This is a genomic window from Amycolatopsis sp., assembly GCF_025464955.1.
GTDB lineage: Bacteria > Actinomycetota > Actinomycetes > Mycobacteriales > Pseudonocardiaceae > Amycolatopsis.
In genome coordinates this window covers 1-15,874 of record NZ_JAODNM010000017.1, presented here as the reverse complement: position 1 = coordinate 15,874, position 15,874 = coordinate 1, and the positions used below count along the sequence as shown (strand labels likewise).

The following is a 15,874-nucleotide window of genomic DNA, read 5'->3' as shown; positions in this document are numbered from 1 at the left end:
TTGCGGTTGTTGCGGACGCTGGTAGGCCGCGTGTGTAAGGAGGGCACTCTTGTACAAAAGTGCCTCTTGTGGCGTGTGTGTGGGTCCGCGACGCCTCAGTGGGTGCCGGGTGATGTGGACTGGCTCCGTTTTACCGCGGCAGGGATGCGGGGCGGGTGGTGTGGGGAAGGGATTCTGAAGGTCGGTTGGGGTGGCTGGGTGGTGTCGGTGTGGCTGGTGGGGTTCTTGAGGTCAGTGGGTGTGGTCGGCTGTCAGTGACTGTGGGACTCGTCGGTTTGAACGTGGGACTCGCCGGGCTGGAGTGTGGGACTCGCCGATGTGCTGTGCGAGTCCCACGTTCAGCGAGGGCGAGTCCCACGTTCAGACCGGTGAGTCCCACACCCAGCTCCGGACACCGGCATTCGCCGTACACCGACACGATCCGGCTCTTGCTGCGGTAAAACGCTGCCAGTCCACAGCAACCAGCACCCACACATACGACCGAAGAGCCACAAAAGTGCCCTCGGGTCAGGGGGCGACGTCGTTGAGGGCGTCGACGAGGGCTTGGACGGCGCCGGGGAAGGCGTGTTTCGCGGGGGAGCCGTAGCCGACCATGATGCCCTGCGGGTGTTCTCCGCCGGAGATCCAGAACCGGGTGAGGCCTTCCACCGAGACCGAGTGTCGCCGGCACGCGGCGAGGACGTCCGCCTCGGTCGGGCCGCCCTCGGGCAGCATCAGCATCAGGTGGAGCCCGGCCGAAATGCCTTGTGGCGTCACGTATTCGGGCAACGCGGCGAGCAGCGCGTCACGGCGTGAGCGGTATTCGGCACGGCAGCGGCGGACATGCCGGTCGTGCTCGCCGGACTCGAGGAACTCGGCGAGCACCAGCTGGTCGAGCATCGGCGGGTACGAACCGGCCGCGGACATCGCCGCGCGCATCGGCTCCACCAGCGTCCGCGGCAGCGCGAGCCAGCCCAGCCGCAGGGCAGGCGCCAACGTCTTGCTCGCCGTGCCCGCGTAGACGACCCGCTCCGGCGCCAGGGCTTGGAGCGCGCCGACCTGCTGCCGGTCGAACCGGAACTCGCCGTCGTAATCGTCCTCGATCACGATCGCCCCCGACGCGGTCGCCCAGCGGGTCAACGCCGCGCGACGCTCCGGCGCGAGGGTGTGGCCCATCGGGTGCTGATGGGCGGGGGTGACGACAAGCGCCGGACTGTCCACAGCGGACACCTGGAGGCCGTCGGCGTCGACCGGCACCCCGACCACCCGCGGTCCGGCCCCGGTGACGAGCTTCCGGAAGTTGTCGAACGACGGGTCCTCGAACGCGATCTCGTCCACCCCGCGAGCGTGGAGCACCCCCGACAGCAGCGACAACGCCTGTGAGTAGCCGCCGCAGATGACGATCCGCTCGGCGTCGGCCAGGACTCCGCGGCTGCGGGCGAGATACCGGGCCAGGACTTCGCGCAGTTTCGGCGCGCCGCCGGCGGACGGGTAGTCGAACACGTCCGCGGGTGCTTCCTGCAGTACGCGGCGGGTCGCCGAAAGCCACGCTTCCCTGGGGAACAAGGAAAGGTCTGGACGTCCGGGCCGCAGGTTCCACCGCAAGGCGGGCTCGCCGACGGGCCGTCGGGGAGCCGACTGCGGCTGGTCGCCGGCCGTCGCGACACGCGTCGGCGCACCTTGGCTCGTGCGGAGGTAACCCTCGGCGGTGAGGTCGGCGTAGACGCGCGTGACGGTTCCGCGCGCGACACCGAGGTCGTGGGCGAGCGCCCGCGTCGACGGCACCACCGAGTCCGCCGCCCACCGGCCCCGCCGGATCGCCGCGCGGATCGCGTCGGCCAACCCGGCCCGGCCGGACGTCGGCTGCCAGTCCAGATGGACGTCCTGGGCCATGTTCGGGGAGACTACTCGTGAGTGTTCCGGCCGCTTCTAACCGGCTGGAACGCTCACGAGCCACCGGCGCCGTTGTCGCCGATCAGGGCGGTGACCTCGCCGGCGCGCGCCTGGAAGGACGCGCCGCGCAAGGCCTCCACCGAGCCGTAGTGCTTGATCAGGTTCCGTGCGTCGAGCAGGATTTGTTCACTCATGCGTTCCCCTTTTTTCCGGGGCCGGTGGGCGGCAGCGGATCACTGTCACAGCACCGTCCACAGTGGTTTCTCCGGCGTCGTAGGGGACGACGAACGTGTCGCCCTTGGTCAGCGGATACTCGCCGCCGTGTTCGGTGCGCAGGGTGCCGGAGCCGTTCATGACGACGAGTACGGCGAAGGACGGGTCGAGTGACAACGTTGTCGTGACCTGCAGACGATCCGCGCGGAAGAAGCCGTCCGAGCCCCCGGCCAGCAGGTCCACAGTGGACGACGTGTCGCCCGCGGTGTGTTTGATGATCGTCTTCAGCCGGTCTTCGTCCCAGCCGGACGTGTCGAGCGCTTCGATCGCGGTCTCGAAACCGAGTCCGAGGTGGCCCTTTTCGGGGCCGGACAAGAAGTCGCGCCATTCCAGCGTGAGCGAGAAGTCGGTCGGCTGCTGCAGCTCGACGACGAACACGCCCTCGCCGATCGCGTGCGGCAGGCCGGACGGGATGTACACCGTGTCGCCCGCGGTCACCGGGATGCTGTTCAACGCCCCGAGCATGGTCGGCGCGTCCTGTTCACGGGCCCATTCGTTGACGGTCTGCTTGCTGACCGTTTCCTTGAAACCCGGGTAGACGCGCGGGTCGTCGCCGTAGGTGCCGACGACGATCCAGGCTTCGGTCTTGCCGAAGTGGGAGTCGAAGTGCTGTTCGGCGAAGCTGTCGCTGGGGTGGAAGTGCACCGGCAGCCGCTGTCCGGCGTCGAGGAGCTTCACCAGCAGGCCGGTGGAGTCGCCGAGCGCCGCGATGTGCTTCTCGCCGAGCCAGGCCTGCGGCGCTTCGCGGACCGCGTCACGCAGCCAGCCGCCGCCGGGCAGCTTGGTGAGCCCGTTGGTGTCCTGGCCGAACATGGTGGTGGCCGACGCGACCCAGTCCTCCGGGCCGAACTTGCTGTCGGAGGAGGATGCCCCGCGCAGGGCGGCGATCGCGTCGCCACCGCGGTAGAACTGCGGTGGCTGGTTCGCCGGGAGGCAGATCGGTTCGAGGTGCTTACTCATGGCTTGACCTCACCGGATCCGCGGGCTACTAGGTGCACGGGCAGAACTACCTTCCTTGGGGTGGACTGATCTCCTTGGATGCGGGCGAACAGTACTTCGGCGGCGGCGTGGCCCAGCGCGCTGACATCGTGCGCGATCACGCTCACCGGCGGGTCGAGGAGGTCGGCCAGCTCGAAGTCGTCGAAGCTGATCATCGCCGGGCGGCGCTCGGCGTGGGCCAGCGCACGCAGCAGGTGGACCGCGACGCGGTTGTTCCCGGCGATGATCGCGGTCGCCGGCTCGGGTCCGGACATCAGCTGGCGCACCGCTTCGCTCACCCCGGCCGGCGTCGGCGTCCGCATGATGACCAGCCGTTCGTCGTAGAAGACTCCGGCCCGCGCGCAGCCTTCGCGGAAGCCGCGCAGCCGCTCGCCGGCGGTGAAGATGTCGGGGCTGTCGGCGAGGAAGGCGATCCGGCGGTGCCCGTGGGCGACCAGGTGCGTGACGGCCTCGACGGTCCCGCCGATGTTGTCGACGAGCACGGTGTCGGCCACGATGTCGCCGGCCGGGCGGTCGATGAAGACCACCGGGGTGCCGGCGCGCATTTCGGGGACGAGGTAGCCGTGCTGCATACCGGCCGGCACGACGAGGATCCCGTCGACGCGGCGGGCGCAGAACTCCAGCGCCAGCTCGCGTTCGCGGTCGGAGTTCTCTTCCGAGGACCCGGTCAGCACCTGGCGGCCGAACGAGGTCGCGATGCGCTCGACGGCCCGGTTCAGCTCGGAGTAGAAGGGGTTGCCGACGTCCTCGACGATCAGGCCGATGGTCCCGGTCGAGGACCCGCGCCGCAGGTTGCGCGCGCCGAGGTTGCGGCGGAAGCCCAGTTGCTCGATCGCGGCCATCACGCGCTCGGCGGTGTCGGGGTGGACCGCGGGTTCGTCGTTGACGACCCGCGAAACGGTCTTGATGCTGACGCCGGCGAGCCGGGCCACGTCACTCATGGTGGCTCGGCGACTGGCGGTCTTGGGGGTGCCATCGCGGTCACCCGACGACAACGTTGTCATAGTGGCGGAAATTGGACACCATTTCGACTGCCCGTGTCAATCCCTCTGGCCGGGACACCGACGAAAGGCGTAGTCGCCGAGTAGTCGTGCGGTGCCACTGGGTGTCTGGAACCGGACAGGCTCTTTCCCGGCTCTTGACCTCGCCGTGATCGATTGCCCAAAGTGACTCGCAGCAGGTGAACGGGCGACAAGGTTGTCGGCGAGGTTGTCACGGGGACGGAGACACGCATGCCCAGGTGGAGCAGGGGACTCGCGTTGCTGGTGGTGGCGGCCGTTCCGGCGGCCCTGCTGACGCCGGTCGCGGCCGCGGCGGCGAGACCGGGGGACGTACTCGGCTCGGTCAACACGTTCATCGGCAGCAAGGACGACGGCAACACCTTCCCCGGAGCCGCGGCGCCGTTCGGGATGACGCAGGTCAGCCCCATCGGATCGGCGTATGCCGGCTGGCAGTACGACGACCCGGCGATCCGCGGGTTCGGCCATTTCTTCCTCTCCGGCGCGGGCTGCTGGGAGCAGGGCGGGCTGATCTCGACCCTGCCGACCACGGGTTCGATCGGCGTGGGCGGCGACTTCGACACGAGCAAGCCGGCCACCTTCGACCAGAAGCGGTACGGCTCGCCGTTCACCCACGACGGCGAGGTCGGCAAGCCCGGCTATTACAAGGTCCACCTCACCGGTTACGGCGGCATTGACGCCGAGACGACGGCCACCACGCGTACCGGGATGGAGCGTTACACGTTCGACAAGGCCGGTCCGGCGAACATCCTGATCAACGTCGGGCAGGCCAACGACAAGGAGCCGGTGACCGGCAGCAGTATCCGGATCGTCGGCGACCGGACCATCCAGGGCACGGTCCAGGCGCAGGCTTTCTGCGGCGGCAAGCCCTATACGACGTACTTCACGACCACTTTCGACCGTCCATTCACGACGTTCGGTACCTGGTCTCCGACCGGCGGCACGCCCGGCTCCCGCGACTCCGCCGGTGGCGCGGGCCTTCGCGGCGCGTGGCTCACGTTCGACAACGGCGGCGCGGAGCAGGTGACGTCGACGACCGCGATCTCGCCCGTCGACGCCGAGGGCGCCAGCCGAAACCTCGCGCTGGAAGGAACCAGCCACGGCAAGCTGAACGCCTTTGACAAGGTCAAGGCCGGTGCCCGACAAGCCTGGCGCAAGGAACTGTCCACCGTGGACCTTCCGAGTACCGGGGCCGACGACCGCACGGTGTTCTACACCTCGCTCTACCACACGCTTTTGCAGCCGCTGACCGGAAACGACGCGGACGGGCGCTATCGCGGGTTCGACAACGAGATCCACCGAGCCATCGGCTGGACGTATTACCAGTTCTTCTCGTTGTGGGACACCTATCGCAGCCAGAACCAGCTGTTGGCGTTGCTGCGGCCCAGCCGGGCGAGGGACATCGCGAAAACGTTGCTGGCCATCCACGACCAGGGCGGTTGGCTGCCGAGATGGGCTTACGCCAACCAGGAGACCAACACGATGACCGGCGACCCGGTCACTCCGTTCCTGGTCGACCTGTGGCGTTTCGGCGCGCTGACCGGTGAAGAAACCCAGGCGTACGAGGCACTTCTGCAGAACTCCGAGCAGATTCCGCCGGCGAGCTCGCAGTTCCAGGGCCGCTCGGGCAACGCGAGTTATCAGGCCGACGGCTGGGTTCAGTACGACCCGAACTTCCCGAAAAAGGGGCAGGACACCGACCCGAACCACGGTGCTTCGGCGACGATGGAGTACGCGCTGGGTGACTGCTCGCTGTCGCTGATGGCGAGCGCGCTCGGGAAGACTCAGGACGCGAAGGCGTTGGCGGTGCGCGGTCGCAACTACCAGAAGCTGTGGGATTCGAGCGTCACCGACCGCGGCTTCACCGGGTTCCCGCGGCCGAAGGTCACCGGCGGCGGCTGGTTCACCCCGGCGGACCAGCCGTACACCCCGCAGGGCCAGGACGGCTTCCACGAGGGCACGGCGTGGCAGTACCAGTGGCTGGCGCAGCAGGACATGCCCGGCCTGATGAAGAGCATGGGCGGCCAGGCGGCCACGCAAGCCCGGCTGGACGACTTCTTCGACTACGCCGACCTCGTCAAGGATCCGGCGAAGACCGTCCGTGAGGACTGGGTCGTCGGGCCGTACAACTACTACGCGCAGTTCCGGTACAACCCCAACAACGAGCCGGACCTGCACGCGCCATGGATGTACACGCTCGCCGGGCAGCCGTGGAAGACCGCGACGGTCGTGCGGGCGGCGCAGACGCTGTTCACCAACGCGCCCAACGGTGTCACCGGCAACGACGACCTCGGCGAGATGTCCGCTTGGTACGTCTTCAGCGCGCTCGGGTTGTATCCGGAGGTGCCGGGCACGGGCCAGTTCGTGCTCAACGCGCCCCGGTTCGCGAAGTCGGTCGTGCACCTGGAGAACGGGCGCGACGTCGTGATCAAGGCGTCGGGGGCGCAGCCTTCGCAGCTTCAGTACGTGCAGAGCCTGAAGGTGAGTGGGTATGCGAGTGACCACGCGTACGTCAGCTTCGAACAGCTCACGCACGGAACCACGCTCGACTTCGCCCTCACCGCCGACCCTGCCCAAGCCACCTGGGCCACCGGCCCCACCGGCGCCCCGCCCTCCCCCTGTGCCAGCTGACGCCCCGGCCAGGACCTCCCACTTTTGGACAAAAGTGGCTCTTGTGGACTGGCTGCGTTTTACCGCGGCAGGGGCGGGTGGTGTGGGGGAAGGGATTGTGAAGGTCGGTTGGGGTGGCTGGGTGGTGTCGGTGTGGCTGGTGGGGTTCTTGAGGTCAGCGGGTGTGGTCGGCTGGTGGTGACTGTGGGACTCGTCGGTTTGAACGTGGGACTCGCCGGGCCGGAGTGTGGGACTCGCCGATGTGCTGTGCGAGTCCCACGTTCGTACCGCCGAGTCCCACACCCGGTTACGCACCACCGCAACTCGACGGCGAGTTGCGGTCTCTTAGAAACTAAGAGACCCCACAAAAGCGCAAAAGCGGGACGCTTGAACGAGCGTCAGGAGCGGCGGGGGAGTAGGCCGAGGAGGTAGGCCAGGACGGCGGCGACGATGAAGGAGAACAGCGATGCGCTCATCCAGTCCGCCGGGGTGAAGTGCAGGGCCGACGCCAGGTTGGTCCAGCCCTTCGACCAGAAACCCGCGTCGCCGGGGTGGATCAGCTGGTAGACGGCCAGCCCGGCCACCCACGCGATCAGCATCCGCCAGCGTGACGGCGCGGTCTCCGACAGGTCCCAGCTCGCGGCCGGGTCGCGGTGGCGGTTGCGGCCGAAGTAGTCCGCGGCGAGCACGCCGAACATCGGGACGAACACCGAGCCGATCAGGGTGAGGAACCCGGCGTACTGGTCCATGTTGAGGGTGAGCGCCATGACCGTGGTCAGGACGCCGATGGCCCCGGTGAGCACCCGCCGGTCGGTGCGCGGCAACAGGTTCTGCAGCGAGACGCCGGTCGAGTAGGTGTCGGCGAAGGACTGGTCGACCTCGCGCAGCACGATCACGCCGAGGAACAGCGCGCCGAGCGGCACCGCCAGGAACGGCCGGTATGGCTCGTCCAGTGTCCCGGCCTGGAGCAGTACGAGCAGACCGAGCGCGTAGCAGGCGATCTGCGACAGCGAGTAGCCGACGGCGGCCGTCGAGAACGCCGCTTTTGTCGACTTCGCGTGCCGGGAGTAGTCCGAGGCGAGCGGGATGAACGACACGGCGACCGCCAGCGCGGCGTCGGTGCCGTACCAGAACCCGCGCCACGAACCGGCATTGACGTTCGGGATCGGCTGGCGGAGCACCTGGACGAACAGGTACACCAGCGCGATGGCGACGGCGATGGTCACATACCGGCGCAGCAGCCGAACCGCGCCCAGCGGCCAGATGGTCATCGCTGTGGTCAGCAGCCCGACGGCGATCACCCACGGCCAGCGCGGGCCGCCGCCGAAGATGGCCTGCGCGCCCTGCGTGATCGCCAGGATCTCGAACGTGCCCCAGCCGATCAGCTGGACGACGTTGAGCAGCGTCGGCAGGTACGACAGCTTCGCGCCGAACAGGCCGCGCAGCAGGACCATCGACGGCGCCTGGGTCTGCGCGCCCGGTACCGCGGACAGGCCGAGCATCACCGACCCGATGACCGTCCCGACGACGGTGGCCGCGAGCGCGGCGACGAACGACAGCGGCGGCGCGCCCGCGGGCATCATCACGGTGGCGGCGCCGGTGAACCCCAGCAGGCTGACGCCGAGGTTGACCCAGAACGCGCCTTGGTCGAGGGTCCCGAGGCTGCGCGGCGTGGGGCCGTCGAGGGTCTTCGAGACCTCGGCGTTCGAGAAGTCGGTGGGGTTCTTGACGGGGACATCAGCGGCCGTGGCCATGAACACTCCCTACGCCGGCATTACCCGGTCAGGTTCGAGCGGTCGACGGCGGTCTCCTGCCGTCCTCTCAGCCCGGATCACCCGAGCTCCCGCGATATGGGATTTTCCGGGAGTCTACGTCAACGACCATGATCAACGGGGCCTCTCCGGCAGACAGGCACTGACCAGTCACTGAGACGTCGCTGACAACGGGCTGAACTGCCCTGCGGTTTTCCTCGAAAACGGGGCCTGGTGAGCATGATCACGGCCCCCGGTGTTCCGGTGAGGGCCGTCACGCCTCACACTGGTAGCAGAACGTCCGACAGTGCTGTTGACGTCCATGGAGCAGTCCTCCGTGGACAGTGCACGTCGGACGCTTTTCTGTGTGCGGACACAAACTGTGCGAGCACGTTTGCCGCAGCTATTAGGAGGAAGTCGTGTCCAGCAAGGCCGCAGTCCTGTTCCGGGTGGCCGCAGTAGCCGAAGCCTTTTCCTGGGCCGGTCTGCTGATCGGGATGTTCTTCAAGTACGCCATCGGTTCCGGCGATGGTGGGGTGCCGGTGCTCGGCATGGTCCACGGCGTCGTGTTCTCCGCGTACGTGCTGGTGTCTCTCTCGGTGTTCAAACCCCTGGGATGGCGTCCGAAGACCCTCGTGCTGGCGCTGCTCTCCAGTATCCCACCGCTGTTCACGTGGCTGTTCGAGAAGTGGGCGCTGCGTAACGGCAAGCTCGACGGCCCGGCCCGGCTGACCTACGGCGGTACCGGCCTTTTCCAGGTGAGCGACCCCGCTGTCGTCGCCGCCTGATTCCCCCAGGCCCCTCAAGGCCACCTTCACCTCGAAGGTGGCCTTGAGTGTTTGCTGGGCTACTCCGTGAAGTCGCCGGTGGCCTTGCGGACCTTCGTCAGCAGTTCGGTGAGCTGCTCGACCTGACGCCCGGTGAGTCCGTTCAGTCCGAAGTCGATCGCGGTGACGGCCTTCGTCGCCTGCTCGCGGCGGGCCCGGCCGGTGTCGGTGATCTCGACCAGCGTCGTGCGGCGGTCGGTGGGATGCGGCACGCGGTTGACCAGTCCGTCCTTCTCCAGCCGGTCGACGATGTTGGTCACGCTCGTCGGATGCAGTTGGAGGCGCTCGCCCATCACCCGCATCGGCAGGCTCGACGCGCGCGCGAACGTCAGGAGCACCAGCGCCTCGTACCGGGCGAACGTGAGTCCGTGCGGCTTGAGCGCGTTGTCCACAGCGGACTGGATGATCTGCTGGACGCGCATGACCCCGGTCACCGCGGCCATGGTTTCGGAGGGCCCGATGCGGTCCTCCCACAGCTGCGCCGCGCGGGCGATCGGGTCGAACGGCAACGGACGGTTCATGACGTTCGAAGTTACCAGCGGGTACCCGCTCAGTGCGGCAGGGTGGGGAGATATCCCCGAGAATCCCCGCGAATGAGGAGCAGACCATGATCGTCGCGTTCAGCATCAGCCCGTCCAGCGCGGCCGAAGACGGCGGAGTCAGCGAAGCCGTCTCACGCGCCGTCAAGGTCGTCCGCGATTCGGGCCTGCCGAACTCCACCAACGCCATGTTCACCAACGTCGAGGGCTCCTGGGACGAGTGCATGGACGTCGTCAAGCGGGCTGTCGAGGCCGCTGGTGAGGGCTCCGCGCGGGTCGGGCTGGTGCTGAAGGCCGACCTCCGGCCCGGCTACGATTCCGGCCAGCTCACGGCCAAAGTCGAGCGTGTGGAGAAGCATCTGGCGGGCTAGCTGTCCCACTGGGTGACCAAGGGCACCGGTCCAGTGGCCACCTGCGGTGAAAGCGCGGCGCGCGCGTGCCAGGATGGAAGCGTGACGCATCCACGTGGAGCAGCAGCGAAGTCGGCCGCCATGTCCGCGGCACTGTCCGGCGCGGTCGATTTGTCCGGGCTGAAGGCGCGAGCCGATTCGGTTCGACGGCAGCCCCCGGCCCCGGGCGGCCCCGGCTCGCCCCCGGCCGCCGAGCGGTCCGCCGACAGCGCCGACAGTGCCGGTAGCACTGCGGCCGTGTTCGAGGTCAGCGAGGCCACTTTCCAGACCGACGTCGTCGAACGGTCGATGAACCAGCTCGTAGTCGTCGACCTGTGGGCGGAGTGGTGTGGGCCGTGCAAGCAGCTCAGCCCGCTCCTGGAGCGGCTCGCCAAGGAAGCGGGCGGCGCCTGGGTGCTGGCGAAGGTCGACGTCGATGCCAACCCGCGTATCGCCCAGCTGTTCGGCGTGCAGTCGATCCCGACGATCGTCGCGATCGGCGGCGGCCAGCCGGTCGACGCGTTCTCCGGTGCGCTGCCGGAGCCCGAGATCCGCAAGTGGCTCGACTCCCTGCTCGACGCGCTGCGGGACAAGTTGCCCGGTATCCGCGCGGCGGAAGAGGCGAACGGCGTCGAACCGGTGGAAGAGCCGGACGACCCGCGTTTCGTCCTCGCCGAGGACGCCTTCGAGCAGGGCGACTACGCCGCCGCGCAGGCCGCCTACGAGCGCATCTTGGACGAGGAGCCCGCCAACGACCAGGCGAAACTGGCGCTCACCCAGGTCAAGTTCACCGCCAGGGCCGAGGCCGCCGACCCCGAGTCCGTGGCGCGCGCCGAAGCCGACCCTGCCGACCTGGACGCGCAGCTCGCCGCCGCCGACTTCGAACTCGCCGACCAGCGTGTCGAGGATGCGTTCAAGCGCCTCGTCGACGTCATCCGCCGCACCAGCGGGGACGAGCGCAACCGGGTCCGCCAGCACCTGGTGGAGCTGTTCGAGCTCTTCGACTCCGCGGACGACCGGGTCACGAAGGCCCGCCGCAACCTCGCCAGCGCCCTGTTCTAGACAGCTCAGCAAGAGGCCCCCGCCGCGGCGGGGGCCTCTTGCTGAGCGATAGCTGCTGCTACGCGTACGTCGTGGAGCAGACGGGCGAGCCCTGCAGGTAGCCGTTGCGGAGCGCGGCGACGCGGTCGAAGCCGCTCACCGGGCGGACGCCGTTGGCGTCGGCCGCAACCAGGCTGTTCGGCTGCAACAGGTCTGTCATGGCCTCGTCGAGGTCACCCGGGGAAAGCCGCAGATGCTGACCCACCACGTTGGTGGCCTTCGCCCAGGCGCCCACCAGGCACGCCGTACGCAGGCCCGCGTTGGCGTTGTCGACCGACGCGTCGGCGGTCTTCTCGACGCCGATCACGTATCGCGACGCGATCTCCGAGAACGCGGCGAAGTCGCCGAAGCCGCCCGCACTTTTGCCATCGTCGGAGACGGGCTGCGCGAGCCGGGTCAGCGCCGCCATGTCGATGCTGACGGTGTTGGTGTCCGCGCAGTAGGTCGCGGGCGGGGTGCTCTTGCCGCCCGGGCACGTGCCGTCCTTCGCGGTGATCTGCGGGGCCTTGGCACCCACTCCGGTGAACGCCTGGTCGAGGCTCTTCTGCAGGTCGGCGACCGCGGTTTCGTTGAACTTGGCCGTGCCCTGGCCGTGCAGCTGGTCGCCCTTGGCGAACGGCTGCTCGACGATCCGTGCCTGGACGTTCTGCTGGTTCATCGCGGCGCATTCCTTCGGGGTCTTCTCGAACCCGGTCTGGAACGCGAAGACGCGGTCGAACGCGGTGCCGTGCGCCTGGACGTCGGTGTTGTTGAACCCCGCCGGGTCCCGGATGGAGAACATCGCGGCGAGCACCTGGCTGAGACCCTCGTCGGTGGAGACCTGGAAGTACTGGCTCTTGTCCTCGGCGAGGTACCGGAAGTAGTTTCCGGCGAAGCAGTCGGCCTGCTGCTCCTTGACGATCGTCGGCGTCTGCTTGGTCATGTTCGCCTGGGGACCGAGGCGGGCCTGGATGGCGTGGCCGAACTCGTGCGCGAGCACGGTCACCACCGAGACCGGGCCGAACTGCTGACGCAGCTGGGGCAGCAGGACACCGCGGTCCCAGTTCACCGAGTCGTCGGTCGAGCAGTAGTAGGCGTTGACGACCTTCTTGGTCGACCCGCAGCCGGACTGCTGGGCGGCACCGTTGGAGTCGTAGGACAGCAGCGACTTGACCGGCTCGAACTGCTGCCCGCCGAAGTTCGCCGGGAGCTGGGTGGACCAGTACTTCTCGACGTCGACGATCGCGGCCGTCGCCAGCTTGTCGTCGTCGCCGGTGGTGACGTTCTTCACGGTGACGTCCGGTGTCGGGGCGTTCGCTTTGAACCCGCTCTGGAAATGCGTCACCGGCAGGCCGGCCACGTTCTGCGCGGCGTCCGGCGGACCGGACGCGGTGCCACCGGTCTTCCCGCCGCCGCACGCGGTGCCGGCGAACAGGGTCACCACGGCAAGGATCGTGATCAGAACCGGACGTCGAAGGCCCCGTTCTCCCCCTTGGATCATGCTCACTCGCTTCCAGGTGTTCGATGGTGTGACCGGCTGACTACCCGGCAGCAGGCACCCTACTCAGCGCTTATACGCAGCGTGCACGGAATCCCCATACCGGTGGCCCAAGCGCGCGGCGGGCCGTGCGGATATGGTCGCTGACCATGAAAGCTGTCCGCCGGTTCACCGTTCGCGCGAGCCTCCCGGAGCCGCTGTCCGGGTTGGGCGCCCTGGCGACCAACCTCCGCTGGACGTGGCATCCGCCGACGCGGGACCTCTTCGCGTCCATGGACGCGGAGCTGTTCAACCGCATCCGCGACCCGCTGCGCATGTTGACCGCGTTGCCGCCCGCGCGGCTCGACGAGCTCGCCGTCGACGAGGAGTTCCTGTCCGACGCGCGGATCGCCGCCGAGGACCTGGAGCGCTACCTCACCGAACCGCGGTGGTACCAGCGGCGATCCGACGAACGGCCGGCCGCGGTCGCTTACTTCTCGATGGAGTTCGGCGTCACTGAGGCGCTGCCGAACTACTCGGGCGGACTCGGCGTGCTCGCCGGCGATCACCTCAAGGCCGCGTCCGACCTGGGCGTGCCGATGATCGGCGTCGGCCTGCTCTACCGGGCGGGCTACTTCCGGCAGTCGCTGTCGCTCGACGGCTGGCAGGTCGAGCACTACCCGGTGATCGACCCCAACGCGTTCCCGCTGGAGCTGCTGCTCGACACGGCCGGTGTCCCGGTGCTCGTCGACGTCGCGATGCCCGGCGGACGCGAGCTGCACGCGCAGGTCTGGACGGCGCGGGTCGGCCGGATTCCCTTGCTGCTGCTGGACACCGACATCGACGAGAACTCCGAGGACCTGCGCGGGGTCACCGACCGGCTCTACGGCGGCGACGCCGACCACCGGATCCGGCAGGAGATCCTGGCCGGGATCGGCGGCTTCCGCGCGGTCCGCCGCTACTGCGAGCTGACCGGGCATCCGCAGCCGAAGGTGTTCCACACCAACGAAGGCCACGCGGGTTTCCTGGGGCTGGAACGCGCCCGCGAGATCATCCAGGCCGACCAGCTGGGCTTCGACGAAGCACTGTCCGCGGTCCGTGCCGGCACGGTGTTCACCACGCACACCCCGGTCAGTGCTGGGATCGACCGGTTCCCCGTCGACCTCGTGCAGCACTATTTCGGCGACGGCAGGCTGATCCCGGACCTCGAACTGCGGCGGATCCTCGCGCTCGGCGCCGAGGACAACCCGGGCATGTTCAACATGGCGCATATGGGTTTGCGGCTGGCGCAGCGCGCGAACGGCGTGTCCGCGCTGCACGGCCGGGTGTCGCGGCGGATGTTCTCGCGGCTGTGGCCCGGGTTCGACGAGGCCGAGGTGCCGGTGTCCTCGGTCACGAACGGCGTCCACGGGCCGACGTGGGTCGCGCGCGAGCTGAGCGCGCTGCTCGGGGGCAACGACGAGGAATGGGGCGTCGACGGCGCGAACACCGGGATGGCCGGTATGCGCGAGCGTGTCAGCGACGAGAAGCTGTGGGCGCTGCGCCGGGACCTGCGGGAGAAGCTGGTCGCGGAGGTGCGGCGCCGGGTGCGGGCCTCGTGGCTGCAGCGCGGCGCGTCGCCGCTGGAGCTCGGCTGGACCGACACGGTGTTCGACCCCGACGTGCTGACCGTCGGGTTCGCCCGTCGCGTGCCGACCTACAAGCGGCTGACGCTGATGCTGCGTGACCCCGAGCGGTTGCGGGCGCTGCTGCTCGACGCCGACCGGCCGATCCAGGTCGTCGTCGCCGGCAAGTCGCATCCCGCGGACGAAGGCGGCAAGGCGCTGATCCAGCAGATCGTGCGGTTCGTCGACAGCACCGATGTCCGGCATCGGATCGTCTTCCTGCCCGACTACGACATGCAGATGGCGCGCTACCTCTACCGCGGCTGCGACATCTGGCTCAACAACCCGGTCCGGCCGCTGGAGGCGTGCGGGACGTCGGGGATGAAGTCGGCGCTCAACGGCGGGCTCAACCTGTCCATCCGCGACGGCTGGTGGGACGAGTACTACGACGGCAGCAACGGCTGGGCGATCCCGACCGCCGATGGGATCACCGACCCGCTGCGCCGCGACGACCTCGAAGCCGCCGCGTTGTACGACCTGCTCGGCCAGCAGATCTCGCCGCTGTTCTACGACCGCGACCACGCCGGGGTGCCCGGCGGCTGGATGTCGATGGTCTGGCACACCCTGGAAATGCTCGGACCGCGCGTGCAGGCGTCGAGGATGGTGCGCGAATACGTCGAGTCCGGGTACGTCCCGGCGGCGAAGATGGTCGCCGCCGCGACCGGCGACGACTACCACGGCGCGCGTTCGCTGTCGGAGTACCGCACGAAACTGGACATCGCGTGGCCCAAGGTGCGGATCTTCGACTCGGAGCTCATCGTCGAGGCGCAGGAACAGCTCGTGGTGGGCACCGAGGTGCGCGTCCGCGCGCGGATCGACCTCGCCGGGCTCTCGGTGTCCGATGTGGACATCCAGGCCGTGGTGGGCAAGGTGGGCGACAGCGACGAGCTGCAGGACGTGGTCACGGTGCCGATGGCGGCCGACGGCATCGGCGCGTTCGTCGCGGCACTGCGGCTGCCACACGCCGGCGCGCTCGGCTACACCGTGCGCGTCCTCCCGCGGCACCCGCTCCTCGCCAGCCCGGCCGAACTCGGCAAAGTCCTCATGGCCTGAGCAAAGCGGGCACTTTTTTGGCTCTTGTGTCGTATGTGTGGGTCCGCGACGCCTCAGTGGCTGGTGAGTGAACCGCCCCGGGTTTGGCGGGGACTCCATCGTGTGAGTGAGGATGGAGTTATGGCCAAGTCTTCGAGGCACCCTCGTGAGCTGCGTGAGCGCGCGGTTGCGTTGGTGTTTGAGCAGGTAGAGCAGTACTCGTCGCAGTGGGACGCGATCAAGTCCATCTCGGCGAAGGTGGACGTGTCCGCGGAGAGCCTGCGGCGGTGGGTGCGCCAAGCCGAGGTTGATGCGGGGGTCCGGCCGAAGGTCGACGCTTCG

Annotated in this window: 12 protein-coding genes, 1 pseudogene and 1 riboswitch; of the genes and pseudogenes, 6 read left to right on the top strand and 7 right to left on the bottom strand. The window is 68.6% G+C overall.

Going from position 1 to position 15,874, the window contains the following annotated elements; genetic code table 11:
• Positions 1-507: 507 nt before the first annotated feature.
• From JWQ81_RS02370 to JWQ81_RS02355, 4 genes and pseudogenes are all read right to left on the bottom strand, one after another.
• Positions 508-1,872 (bottom strand): PLP-dependent aminotransferase family protein, encoded by a 1,365-nt coding sequence (locus JWQ81_RS02370; RefSeq protein ID WP_297537085.1) that lies wholly within the window; start codon positions 1,870-1,872, stop codon positions 508-510.
• Positions 1,873-1,934: 62 nt separating this feature from the next.
• Positions 1,935-2,066: pseudogene (locus JWQ81_RS02365) on the bottom strand (sugar ABC transporter ATP-binding protein); the annotation flags it as partial.
• Positions 2,059-3,105 (bottom strand): class I mannose-6-phosphate isomerase, encoded by a 1,047-nt coding sequence (locus JWQ81_RS02360; protein ID WP_297537084.1) that lies wholly within the window; start codon positions 3,103-3,105, stop codon positions 2,059-2,061. The gene JWQ81_RS02360 and the pseudogene JWQ81_RS02365, both read right to left, overlap by 8 nt.
• Positions 3,102-4,085, bottom strand: a complete 984-nt coding sequence (locus JWQ81_RS02355; protein ID WP_297537083.1) for a LacI family DNA-binding transcriptional regulator — start codon at positions 4,083-4,085, stop codon at positions 3,102-3,104. The genes JWQ81_RS02360 and JWQ81_RS02355 overlap by 4 nt, the downstream gene beginning before the upstream one ends.
• Positions 4,086-4,376: 291 nt before the next feature.
• Here JWQ81_RS02355 and JWQ81_RS02350 point away from each other — a divergent pair, with 291 nt between their 5' ends.
• Positions 4,377-6,794: a GH92 family glycosyl hydrolase gene (locus tag JWQ81_RS02350; RefSeq protein WP_297537082.1), complete on the top strand. Its 2,418-nt coding sequence runs from the start codon at positions 4,377-4,379 to the stop codon at positions 6,792-6,794.
• Between the two features lie 377 nt (positions 6,795-7,171).
• Here the strand turns inward: JWQ81_RS02350 and JWQ81_RS02345 are convergent, their stop codons facing one another.
• Positions 7,172-8,527: a cytosine permease gene (locus JWQ81_RS02345; protein WP_297537081.1), complete on the bottom strand. Its 1,356-nt coding sequence runs from the start codon at positions 8,525-8,527 to the stop codon at positions 7,172-7,174.
• Positions 8,518-8,630, bottom strand: a riboswitch (TPP riboswitch). (Overlaps the previous gene by 10 nt.)
• Positions 8,631-8,943: 313 nt before the next feature.
• Between JWQ81_RS02345 and JWQ81_RS02340 the strand changes: the two genes are divergently transcribed.
• Complete coding sequence (locus tag JWQ81_RS02340; RefSeq protein WP_297537080.1) at positions 8,944-9,312, top strand: DUF3817 domain-containing protein; 369 nt, start codon at positions 8,944-8,946, stop codon at positions 9,310-9,312.
• A 59-nt stretch (positions 9,313-9,371) separates the two neighbouring features.
• Here JWQ81_RS02340 and JWQ81_RS02335 read toward each other — a convergent pair whose 3' ends face one another.
• Positions 9,372-9,872: a MarR family transcriptional regulator gene (locus JWQ81_RS02335; RefSeq protein WP_297537079.1), complete on the bottom strand. Its 501-nt coding sequence runs from the start codon at positions 9,870-9,872 to the stop codon at positions 9,372-9,374.
• A gap of 86 nt (positions 9,873-9,958) precedes the next feature.
• Between JWQ81_RS02335 and JWQ81_RS02330 the strand changes: the two genes are divergently transcribed.
• Both JWQ81_RS02330 and JWQ81_RS02325 read left to right on the top strand, forming a co-directional pair.
• Complete coding sequence (locus tag JWQ81_RS02330) at positions 9,959-10,261, top strand: thiamine-binding protein (protein ID WP_297537078.1); 303 nt, start codon at positions 9,959-9,961, stop codon at positions 10,259-10,261.
• Positions 10,262-10,342: 81 nt separating this feature from the next.
• Entirely contained in the window at positions 10,343-11,341 is a 999-nt protein-coding gene (locus JWQ81_RS02325; protein ID WP_297537077.1) for a tetratricopeptide repeat protein, read from the top strand.
• 58 nt (positions 11,342-11,399) lie between these two features.
• Here the strand turns inward: JWQ81_RS02325 and JWQ81_RS02320 are convergent, their stop codons facing one another.
• Positions 11,400-12,866 carry a neutral zinc metallopeptidase gene (locus JWQ81_RS02320; RefSeq protein ID WP_297537076.1) on the bottom strand — a complete coding sequence of 489 codons (1,467 nt, stop codon included), beginning with the start codon at positions 12,864-12,866 and terminating at the stop codon, positions 11,400-11,402.
• A 140-nt stretch (positions 12,867-13,006) separates the two neighbouring features.
• Between JWQ81_RS02320 and glgP the strand changes: the two genes are divergently transcribed.
• Both glgP and JWQ81_RS02310 read left to right on the top strand, forming a co-directional pair.
• Entirely contained in the window at positions 13,007-15,553 is a 2,547-nt protein-coding gene (gene glgP / locus JWQ81_RS02315) for an alpha-glucan family phosphorylase (protein WP_297537075.1), read from the top strand.
• Positions 15,554-15,673: 120 nt separating this feature from the next.
• The coding region (locus tag JWQ81_RS02310; RefSeq protein WP_297537074.1) for a transposase at positions 15,674-15,874 on the top strand (201 nt) is incomplete at its 3' end.